This is a genomic window from Salmonella sp. SSDFZ54, assembly GCF_004010735.1.
GTDB classification, from domain to species: Bacteria; Pseudomonadota; Gammaproteobacteria; order Enterobacterales; family Enterobacteriaceae; genus Salmonella; species Salmonella enterica.
On sequence record NZ_CP034822.1, the window covers coordinates 1 to 9,606 of the forward strand.

The following is a 9,606-nucleotide window of genomic DNA, read 5'->3' on the forward strand; positions in this document are numbered from 1 at the left end:
TACAACAGGAGTTATGGTAAATGGATCGTTTTTGCGGGAAGGCTCGACAGGTTTGTGTTGGGGGAGTGTAAGCGACTGAAAAACAAACGCCCCTGAAATTCGGGTCTATCCGCCAAGACTTTCACGAAAATACAGGGGCATGTCGGTCGTAACCGGAAGGAACGTAACACATGACGCCGCGCAATCTCGAAAAATTACCCCACCGTCCCTATCACACGGATGATCTCGCTTTTGGTCCGCATCTCCGGCAAAGGGGTGCGCTCTGCGCGGTACATCCAGCAAACCCCCATGCGCAGTCTGGCTGGTTTTGGACGTGACCGTGTAGGAGCTGCGATTGACTGGAGCGACCGGAACGCTCCCGCGCCGAACATCACCGTAAAAAATCCTGTGAACGGTCATGCTCACCTGCTCTACGCATCAATTCGCCGTGAGAACCCGCCGGACAGCTCGGTTAAGGCGCTGAAATACGCCGCTGCGATTGAACGTTCGCTGTGTGAGAAACTTTGTGCAGATGTGAACTACAGCGGACTGATTTGCAAAAATCCGTTTCCACCTGGATGGCAGGTGATGGAGTGGCGCGAGGAGGCCTTACCCTCGATGAACGGTGATTATCTCGATTTGAGCGCCTCAGCGCGCCGTAGCATCGATAAACATTACGGGATGGGGCGAAACTGCCATCTGTTCGAATGACGCGCAAATGGGCTTACAGGGCGATTCGTCAGGGCTGGCCAGCATTCTCACAGTGGCTTGATGCCGTGATTCAGCGTGTCGAAATGTACAACGCATCGCTTCCCGTTCCGCTTTCTCCGCCTGAATGTCGGGCTATTGGCAAGAGCATTGCGAAATACACGCACAGGAACTTCACGCCGGAAACTTTCGCACAGTATGTGGCTGATACGCACACCCCAGAAATACAGGCCAAGAGAGGCCGGAAAGGTGGTATCGCTAAAGGCGAAGCCTACGATGACAAGCGTTTCATGGCGCTATGTATGCTGGAGAATGGATATTCTCAGAAAGCTATTGCGGCGATGCTGAATGTACATCGTAATACGATCCGTAATTGGGCAATGCACAAATAGCCTATATCAGATAACAGCGCCTTTTCGGCGTCTTTTTGAGCTGAGGGCTTTCCGGCGGTTTTCTCCTTTCAGCCCAGCAATGGTGCTGTTTTCCGCATGATTGCGCTGGTAGTGCTCGCCGCAGTCTCATGACCGAGCGTAGCGAGCGAATGAGCGAGGAAGCACCAGGGAATCGGAACACGGATGGAGGCACTTACGCGTCTGGGTTTGGGGATGTCTCCAGATCGTACTTAAGTTCCTTAAGTGCCTGTAATATCCTGTCTTTTTTATAGCATAGCTCGCCTGTTTTTGTGTCTACCAGTCCTGCTTCGATCAGTAGCCCAGCCGCGAGAAAGAGCCGGTGATTGCGTTCTCGTCGTTGTTTTTTTCCCTCGATTCGTTTTTGGACCGCCTGTTTTCGTTCGCTCTCCTGTGCCTGTAAGTCGTTTTTTTCCGCTGTTGCCAGTACGTGGAGGAGTTTGCGTTCCTGTTCTGTGAGTCCTGCTTCGTTGTCGAGCAGGTCAATAATCTGTCTCTGTCGTGCGGTCTGTTCTCCGAGCTTCCTGATGAATCCGATCCGTTTCTTCAGCCATTCGATGTTGCTGATGCGCATGTTCGTGGTGCTCCCTGGTGTTTTTTGCGGTGTGTTGTGGTCGTGCAGTATATCGCTTGCGGTCGGTGGGTGCAGGGGGGTATCTTCCTTCTAATTCGTGAAATTAGAAGGAAGCGCACTTATATGTTTCTCTCCTTCGTCGAGAAACAGTGCGCTCCTGCGGAGGGCTGAAACCGTGGCAACCTATCACCTCAGCGTTAAATTTGGAGGCAAGGGACAGGCTGCAAACCACGCCGATTACATCGAGCGCAAAGGGGAGTATGCGAAACGGAAAGATCTGGAATACACGGAGCACGGAAACATGCCGGAATGGGCCAGGGATAATCCTTCCCATTTCTGGCAGGCGGCTGACCAGTTTGAACGAGCGAACGGTTCGACTTATCGGGAACTGGAAATCGCGCTGCCCCGTGAACTGACACCGGAACAGCGCCTTGAGCTGGTGCTGGATTTTGTACGTCAGGAAGCCGGCGAACGGCACGCCTGGAGTTTTGCCATTCACAATCCGAAAGCGAGCATTGACGGAGGCGAACAGCCTCATGCGCATATCATGATGAGCCAGCGTGTGAATGATGGCATTGACCGTACACCGGAACAGTATTTCCGGCGCTATAACGCCAGGTATCCCGAGCGGGGAGGTGCGAAAAAGGATTCCGGAAACCTGACTCTCACTCAGCAAAAAGAGCAGTTGAGGGAATTGCGAAAACGCTGGGAGGTGAAGCACAACGAACATATGAGAAAGCATGGCTTTGAAAGGGGCTTCATTGACTGCCGGACGCTGAAAGAACAGGGCATTGAACGGCATCCCGAAGTGCATCTGGGTTTTGAAGCTGCCGGACGGCTTGATGATGCCCAGCGTCATGACATCATGCAAAAACGGTCTGAACCGGACTATTCCCGCCATCTTGAACAGGCGCGAACGGTCGGGCATGACATCAGGGAATGGCTGGACACTCCGGTTAAGCAACATGAACTGGTCAGAAGGCTGCAACATGATGTTGCGCGGGAGCATGGCTTTGACATGAGAGACAGAGTGAGCAGACAGAACCGAACTGAACCTGAACGGGTTAAATCACCGTCACGTGGATTTTCTATGGGATTCTGAACATGGCCAGCACAGAAGAAAAATTACTCACGCTCCTGTTATCGGTGGAGCATCTGCAACATACCGCAATGGAGCAACAGAAAGCTGTTGCTGATTCTCTGGCTGTGGCAAGGGAAACACTTCGCGGATATCGGGATATTTCTGACGGTGTGGCAAAACAGGTCAGGGATGAAGTCAGAAACGAAGTGCAGAGGCTGGATATTGCAGGGCTGATAGGTGAGCGCATCAGTCAGGATTTTCAGCGGCTGGAAGAGTCAGTCGCAAACATGAAGGCAAACGCGGATGCCCTGAACAGGGATATTGCGACAATTCACAGCAATATCGTGCAGGAATACAACACCCTTAAAGGGTATAGCTGGAAATGGCTGGGTGGGGTGTCAGTGGCCTTTCTGGTTATGTTCAGTGTGCTCGGATGGGGGATGAAAACAATTCTCGACAGGAACTACAACGCCACAGCGGCGGTGTATCAGAAAGTTGTGACACTGGAAGATAAACTGGCGGAGAAAACTGTCACGGGTAAGAGCCGGAAAAACTGACGCGCTCTGTGAGGTGTTTGAATTGTTCGCTGTTCACATCGGATAAAACCGATCTTGGAAAAAGAAACGTTGATAACTAAGATTCAGGATAGTAATCATCCTGAATCTTAATGAATTACCAGAATTTAAGTTTTGATAGTATTTTCTTACCTGCAGCAACAACAGTTGCAGCTACTACTTCAACAACTACATCCTTTACGTTATCCCAGGCTTCACCTGTCCATTCTTTAATGGTGTCCCATACGCCCTTTTCTGCGCTTTCTGCCATTTTTTCTGTTTTTATTTCTTCTCCTGCTTCGCGATAGAGAGCATATTTTTTCTCCTTTGGGAGGATGTCTATTATTGTCTCCATTGCTTTAGAAATATTAAACTTTCTTTTGACTGATGTAGGTATAATGTATGAAGCAGGAACAGAAAAGGCAGTACTTACTTCTAGTATTTTCTCATTTACACTAGCTAACTGCTCTTTTGTCGGCTCGTTTTTCTTTTTATCCCAAAGAAGTTCACCTTCATCGTCTTCTGTTGGTTCTATTTTATCTATTTGGTTTATGAAAAATACAACAGGACATTTTTTTATATTAGGTAGCAATATATCGTTATATACCTTTTGAGAAATTGCGTAAGCCCTTTCATCAGACTTTATTACCCATACAACTAGGTCTAACTTTGCAACATTCTCTTTGTATAGATTATAATATTCTTTGTCTCTTTCCAAGGTTTCACCAACACCAGGAAAGTCTATTATCGTAAGTCCTCCCTCATTTCCATCTTCTGGCTTGATATGAATTTCTTGAATCTCTCTTGTGCAAGCAGCGACGTTACTGACTGGGGCTACATCACGACCAAATAATGCATTGCATAATGATGATTTACCTACGCCAGTTGATCCAAAAATACCGACTCGTGGCGTGTAACCTTTTATTTCCCTTATTTTCTTTTCGATTGCTTGTCTAATTTTTTCTTTGCTGTTTAGTGTCGATTTATCAATATATTCCATTTTAAGAACCTATATTGTCAAGAAATATTACTTATAAATAAACCACCTATTTTATAAGTGGTATTTTATTGTATTCGATAAATGTTATCTAGAGCTGTGTTCAGGTTGTTGTGAGACTAAACCTTTTAAGCGATTTCCTAAAAAGGTGGGGTACATGGAGCTCAGAAAACAAACTATCCCAAGACTGTTTTTTAGTCATGTTGCTTTGGAGAGAGGGTGGGATGAACTATGGCAATTATTGTGTCTGATGCTGATATCGAACTGTTTTATCCATCTATGCAAGGATATGGATGAGAAAATTTGCTGTTTTGACCCATTCGCCCTTCTGAACGGTTGAAACTGTTCGCGAATCACTTTTGTGCATAGTTATGCAGCCCCATAAAAATAATTCTGACGCATTTTTCGGGGTTTCCCTGGTGTTTCCTTGTATTTTTGCGTTTTTTGCGTCAGAAAGCGATTGAGAGCGTTTTAAGGGGTTCGTACAACAGGAGTTATGGTAAATGGATCGTTTTTGCGGGAAGGCTCGACAGGTTTTGTTGTTGGGGGTAGTGTAAGCGACTGAAAAACAAACGCCCCTGAAATTCGTGTCTATCCGCCAAGACTTTCACGAAAATACAGGGGCGATGTCGGTCGATAACCTGGAAGGAATCGTAACACATGAGCGCCGCGCTTCAATACTTCGAAGAAAATTTACCCCACCGTCCCTATCACACGGATGATCTCGCTTTTGGTCTTCGCATCTCCGGCAAAGGGCGTGCGCTTCTTGCGCGGTACATCCAGCAGAACCAGCCTCATGCGCAGTTCTGGCTGGTTTTTGACGTTGACCGTGTAGGAGCTGCGATTGACTGGAGCGACCGGAACGCTCCCGCGCCGAACATCACCGTAAAAAATCCTGTGAACGGTCATGCTCACCTGCTCTACGCACTCAATATCGCCGTGAGAACCGCGCCGGACAGCTCGGTTAAGGCGCTGAAATACGCCGCTGCGATTGAACGTTCGCTGTGTGAGAAACTTTGTGCAGATGTGAACTACAGCGGACTGATTTGCAAAAATCCGTTCCACCTGGAATGGCAGGTGATGGAGTGGCGCGAGGAGGCCTATACCCTCGATGAACTGGCTGATTATCTCGATTTGAGCGCCTCAGCGCGCCGTAGCATCGATAAACATTACGGGATGGGGCGAAACTGCCATCTGTTCGAAATGACGCGCAAATGGGCTTACAGGGCGATTCGTCAGGGCTGGCCAGCATTCTCACAGTGGCTTGATGCCGTGATTCAGCGTGTCGAAATGTACAACGCATCGCTTCCCGTTCCGCTTTCTCCGCCTGAATGTCGGGCTATTGGCAAGAGCATTGCGAAATACACGCACAGGAACTTCACGCCGGAAACTTTCGCACAGTATGTGGCTGATACGCACACCCCAGAAATACAGGCCAAGAGAGGCCGGAAAGGTGGTATCGCTAAAGGCGAAGCCTACGATGACAAGCGTTTCATGGCGCTATGTATGCTGGAGAATGGATATTCTCAGAAAGCTATTGCGGCGATGCTGAATGTACATCGTAATACGATCCGTAATTGGGCAATGCACAAATAGCCTATATCAGATAACAGCGCCTTTTCGGCGTCTTTTTGAGCTGAGGGCTTTCCGGCGGTTTTCTCCTTTCAGCCCAGCAATGGTGCTGTTTTCCGCATGATTGCGCTGGTAGTGCTCGCCGCAGTCTCATGACCGAGCGTAGCGAGCGAATGAGCGAGGAAGCACCAGGGAATCGGAACACGGATGGAGGCACTTACGCGTCTGGGTTTGGGGATGTCTCCAGATCGTACTTAAGTTCCTTAAGTGCCTGTAATATCCTGTCTTTTTTATAGCATAGCTCGCCTGTTTTTGTGTCTACCAGTCCTGCTTCGATCAGTAGCCCAGCCGCGAGAAAGAGCCGGTGATTGCGTTCTCGTCGTTGTTTTTTTCCCTCGATTCGTTTTTGGACCGCCTGTTTTCGTTCGCTCTCCTGTGCCTGTAAGTCGTTTTTTTCCGCTGTTGCCAGTACGTGGAGGAGTTTGCGTTCCTGTTCTGTGAGTCCTGCTTCGTTGTCGAGCAGGTCAATAATCTGTCTCTGTCGTGCGGTCTGTTCTCCGAGCTTCCTGATGAATCCGATCCGTTTCTTCAGCCATTCGATGTTGCTGATGCGCATGTTCGTGGTGCTCCCTGGTGTTTTTTGCGGTGTGTTGTGGTCGTGCAGTATATCGCTTGCGGTCGGTGGGTGCAGGGGGGTATCTTCCTTCTAATTCGTGAAATTAGAAGGAAGCGCACTTATATGTTTCTCTCCTTCGTCGAGAAACAGTGCGCTCCTGCGGAGGGCTGAAACCGTGGCAACCTATCACCTCAGCGTTAAATTTGGAGGCAAGGGACAGGCTGCAAACCACGCCGATTACATCGAGCGCAAAGGGGAGTATGCGAAACGGAAAGATCTGGAATACACGGAGCACGGAAACATGCCGGAATGGGCCAGGGATAATCCTTCCCATTTCTGGCAGGCGGCTGACCAGTTTGAACGAGCGAACGGTTCGACTTATCGGGAACTGGAAATCGCGCTGCCCCGTGAACTGACACCGGAACAGCGCCTTGAGCTGGTGCTGGATTTTGTACGTCAGGAAGCCGGCGAACGGCACGCCTGGAGTTTTGCCATTCACAATCCGAAAGCGAGCATTGACGGAGGCGAACAGCCTCATGCGCATATCATGATGAGCCAGCGTGTGAATGATGGCATTGACCGTACACCGGAACAGTATTTCCGGCGCTATAACGCCAGGTATCCCGAGCGGGGAGGTGCGAAAAAGGATTCCGGAAACCTGACTCTCACTCAGCAAAAAGAGCAGTTGAGGGAATTGCGAAAACGCTGGGAGGTGAAGCACAACGAACATATGAGAAAGCATGGCTTTGAAAGGGGCTTCATTGACTGCCGGACGCTGAAAGAACAGGGCATTGAACGGCATCCCGAAGTGCATCTGGGTTTTGAAGCTGCCGGACGGCTTGATGATGCCCAGCGTCATGACATCATGCAAAAACGGTCTGAACCGGACTATTCCCGCCATCTTGAACAGGCGCGAACGGTCGGGCATGACATCAGGGAATGGCTGGACACTCCGGTTAAGCAACATGAACTGGTCAGAAGGCTGCAACATGATGTTGCGCGGGAGCATGGCTTTGACATGAGAGACAGAGTGAGCAGACAGAACCGAACTGAACCTGAACGGGTTAAATCACCGTCACGTGGATTTTCTATGGGATTCTGAACATGGCCAGCACAGAAGAAAAATTACTCACGCTCCTGTTATCGGTGGAGCATCTGCAACATACCGCAATGGAGCAACAGAAAGCTGTTGCTGATTCTCTGGCTGTGGCAAGGGAAACACTTCGCGGATATCGGGATATTTCTGACGGTGTGGCAAAACAGGTCAGGGATGAAGTCAGAAACGAAGTGCAGAGGCTGGATATTGCAGGGCTGATAGGTGAGCGCATCAGTCAGGATTTTCAGCGGCTGGAAGAGTCAGTCGCAAACATGAAGGCAAACGCGGATGCCCTGAACAGGGATATTGCGACAATTCACAGCAATATCGTGCAGGAATACAACACCCTTAAAGGGTATAGCTGGAAATGGCTGGGTGGGGTGTCAGTGGCCTTTCTGGTTATGTTCAGTGTGCTCGGATGGGGGATGAAAACAATTCTCGACAGGAACTACAACGCCACAGCGGCGGTGTATCAGAAAGTTGTGACACTGGAAGATAAACTGGCGGAGAAAACTGTCACGGGTAAGAGCCGGAAAAACTGACGCGCTCTGTGAGGTGTTTGAATTGTTCGCTGTTCACATCGGATAAAACCGATCTTGGAAAAAGAAACGTTGATAACTAAGATTCAGGATAGTAATCATCCTGAATCTTAATGAATTACCAGAATTTAAGTTTTGATAGTATTTTCTTACCTGCAGCAACAACAGTTGCAGCTACTACTTCAACAACTACATCCTTTACGTTATCCCAGGCTTCACCTGTCCATTCTTTAATGGTGTCCCATACGCCCTTTTCTGCGCTTTCTGCCATTTTTTCTGTTTTTATTTCTTCTCCTGCTTCGCGATAGAGAGCATATTTTTTCTCCTTTGGGAGGATGTCTATTATTGTCTCCATTGCTTTAGAAATATTAAACTTTCTTTTGACTGATGTAGGTATAATGTATGAAGCAGGAACAGAAAAGGCAGTACTTACTTCTAGTATTTTCTCATTTACACTAGCTAACTGCTCTTTTGTCGGCTCGTTTTTCTTTTTATCCCAAAGAAGTTCACCTTCATCGTCTTCTGTTGGTTCTATTTTATCTATTTGGTTTATGAAAAATACAACAGGACATTTTTTTATATTAGGTAGCAATATATCGTTATATACCTTTTGAGAAATTGCGTAAGCCCTTTCATCAGACTTTATTACCCATACAACTAGGTCTAACTTTGCAACATTCTCTTTGTATAGATTATAATATTCTTTGTCTCTTTCCAAGGTTTCACCAACACCAGGAAAGTCTATTATCGTAAGTCCTCCCTCATTTCCATCTTCTGGCTTGATATGAATTTCTTGAATCTCTCTTGTGCAAGCAGCGACGTTACTGACTGGGGCTACATCACGACCAAATAATGCATTGCATAATGATGATTTACCTACGCCAGTTGATCCAAAAATACCGACTCGTGGCGTGTAACCTTTTATTTCCCTTATTTTCTTTTCGATTGCTTGTCTAATTTTTTCTTTGCTGTTTAGTGTCGATTTATCAATATATTCCATTTTAAGAACCTATATTGTCAAGAAATATTACTTATAAATAAACCACCTATTTTATAAGTGGTATTTTATTGTATTCGATAAATGTTATCTAGAGCTGTGTTCAGGTTGTTGTGAGACTAAACCTTTTAAGCGATTTCCTAAAAAGGTGGGGTACATGGAGCTCAGAAAACAAACTATCCCAAGACTGTTTTTTAGTCATGTTGCTTTGGAGAGAGGGTGGGATGAACTATGGCAATTATTGTGTCTGATGCTGATATCGAACTGTTTTATCCATCTATGCAAGGATATGGATGAGAAAATTTGCTGTTTTGACCCATTCGCCCTTCTGAACGGTTGAAACTGTTCGCGAATCACTTTTGTGCATAGTTATGCAGCCCCATAAAAATAATTCTGACGCATTTTTCGGGGTTTCCCTGGTGTTTCCTTGTATTTTTGCGTTTTTTGCGTCAGAAAGCGATTGAGAGCGTTTTAAGGGGTTCG

Annotated in this window: 9 protein-coding genes and 1 pseudogene; 6 read left to right on the plus strand and 4 right to left on the minus strand. The window is 47.4% G+C overall.

Annotated elements, in window-relative coordinates; translation table 11 throughout:
- Positions 1 to 170: 170 nt before the first annotated feature.
- Positions 171 to 1,079: pseudogene (locus EOS97_RS26420) on the plus strand (replication initiation protein).
- 193 nt (positions 1,080 to 1,272) lie between these two features.
- On the opposite strand, the gene EOS97_RS26425 reads toward EOS97_RS26420, so the two are convergent.
- Positions 1,273 to 1,671, minus strand: a complete 399-nt coding sequence (locus EOS97_RS26425) for a hypothetical protein (protein ID WP_001560793.1) — start codon at positions 1,669 to 1,671, stop codon at positions 1,273 to 1,275.
- A 175-nt stretch (positions 1,672 to 1,846) separates the two neighbouring features.
- Between EOS97_RS26425 and EOS97_RS26430 the strand changes: the two genes are divergently transcribed.
- Positions 1,847 to 2,773, plus strand: a complete 927-nt coding sequence (locus tag EOS97_RS26430) for a MobA/MobL family protein (RefSeq protein ID WP_031612481.1) — start codon at positions 1,847 to 1,849, stop codon at positions 2,771 to 2,773.
- Between the two features lie 2 nt (positions 2,774 to 2,775).
- The gene (locus EOS97_RS26435; RefSeq protein WP_075814658.1) at positions 2,776 to 3,309 is read left to right on the plus strand and encodes a hypothetical protein; all 534 of its coding nucleotides are present in this window, start codon (positions 2,776 to 2,778) and stop codon (positions 3,307 to 3,309) included.
- Positions 3,310 to 3,424: 115 nt separating this feature from the next.
- Here EOS97_RS26435 and EOS97_RS26440 read toward each other — a convergent pair whose 3' ends face one another.
- Entirely contained in the window at positions 3,425 to 4,306 is an 882-nt protein-coding gene (locus EOS97_RS26440; protein ID WP_031612478.1) for a GTPase family protein, read from the minus strand.
- 657 nt (positions 4,307 to 4,963) lie between these two features.
- Between EOS97_RS26440 and EOS97_RS26445 the strand changes: the two genes are divergently transcribed.
- Positions 4,964 to 5,899, plus strand: a complete 936-nt coding sequence (locus tag EOS97_RS26445; protein WP_031612480.1) for a replication initiation protein — start codon at positions 4,964 to 4,966, stop codon at positions 5,897 to 5,899.
- 193 nt (positions 5,900 to 6,092) lie between these two features.
- On the opposite strand, the gene EOS97_RS26450 is transcribed toward EOS97_RS26445, so the two are convergent.
- Positions 6,093 to 6,491: a hypothetical protein gene (locus EOS97_RS26450; RefSeq protein ID WP_001560793.1), complete on the minus strand. Its 399-nt coding sequence runs from the start codon at positions 6,489 to 6,491 to the stop codon at positions 6,093 to 6,095.
- Positions 6,492 to 6,666: 175 nt separating this feature from the next.
- Between EOS97_RS26450 and EOS97_RS26455 the strand changes: the two genes are divergently transcribed.
- Together EOS97_RS26455 and EOS97_RS26460 are read left to right on the plus strand one after the other, a co-directional pair.
- Positions 6,667 to 7,593, plus strand: a complete 927-nt coding sequence (locus EOS97_RS26455; RefSeq protein ID WP_031612481.1) for a MobA/MobL family protein — start codon at positions 6,667 to 6,669, stop codon at positions 7,591 to 7,593.
- A gap of 2 nt (positions 7,594 to 7,595) precedes the next feature.
- On the plus strand, positions 7,596 to 8,129 hold the full coding sequence (locus EOS97_RS26460; protein WP_075814658.1) for a hypothetical protein: 534 nt from the start codon (positions 7,596 to 7,598) through the stop codon (positions 8,127 to 8,129).
- A 115-nt stretch (positions 8,130 to 8,244) separates the two neighbouring features.
- Here the strand turns inward: EOS97_RS26460 and EOS97_RS26465 are convergent, their stop codons facing one another.
- Entirely contained in the window at positions 8,245 to 9,126 is an 882-nt protein-coding gene (locus tag EOS97_RS26465) for a GTPase family protein (RefSeq protein ID WP_031612478.1), read from the minus strand.
- Positions 9,127 to 9,606 lie beyond the last annotated feature (480 nt).

Excerpts from the sequence above, each read along its gene's own strand:
- EOS97_RS26425 (WP_001560793.1), bottom strand. The coding sequence starts at position 1,671 with ATGCGCATCAGCAACATCGAATGGCTGAAGAAACGGATCGGATTCATC.
- EOS97_RS26435 (WP_075814658.1), top strand. The coding sequence starts at position 2,776 with ATGGCCAGCACAGAAGAAAAATTACTCACGCTCCTGTTATCGGTGGAG.
- EOS97_RS26440 (WP_031612478.1), bottom strand. The coding sequence starts at position 4,306 with ATGGAATATATTGATAAATCGACACTAAACAGCAAAGAAAAAATTAGA.
- EOS97_RS26445 (WP_031612480.1), top strand. The coding sequence starts at position 4,964 with ATGAGCGCCGCGCTTCAATACTTCGAAGAAAATTTACCCCACCGTCCC.
- EOS97_RS26450 (WP_001560793.1), bottom strand. The coding sequence starts at position 6,491 with ATGCGCATCAGCAACATCGAATGGCTGAAGAAACGGATCGGATTCATC.
- EOS97_RS26460 (WP_075814658.1), top strand. The coding sequence starts at position 7,596 with ATGGCCAGCACAGAAGAAAAATTACTCACGCTCCTGTTATCGGTGGAG.
- EOS97_RS26465 (WP_031612478.1), bottom strand. The coding sequence starts at position 9,126 with ATGGAATATATTGATAAATCGACACTAAACAGCAAAGAAAAAATTAGA.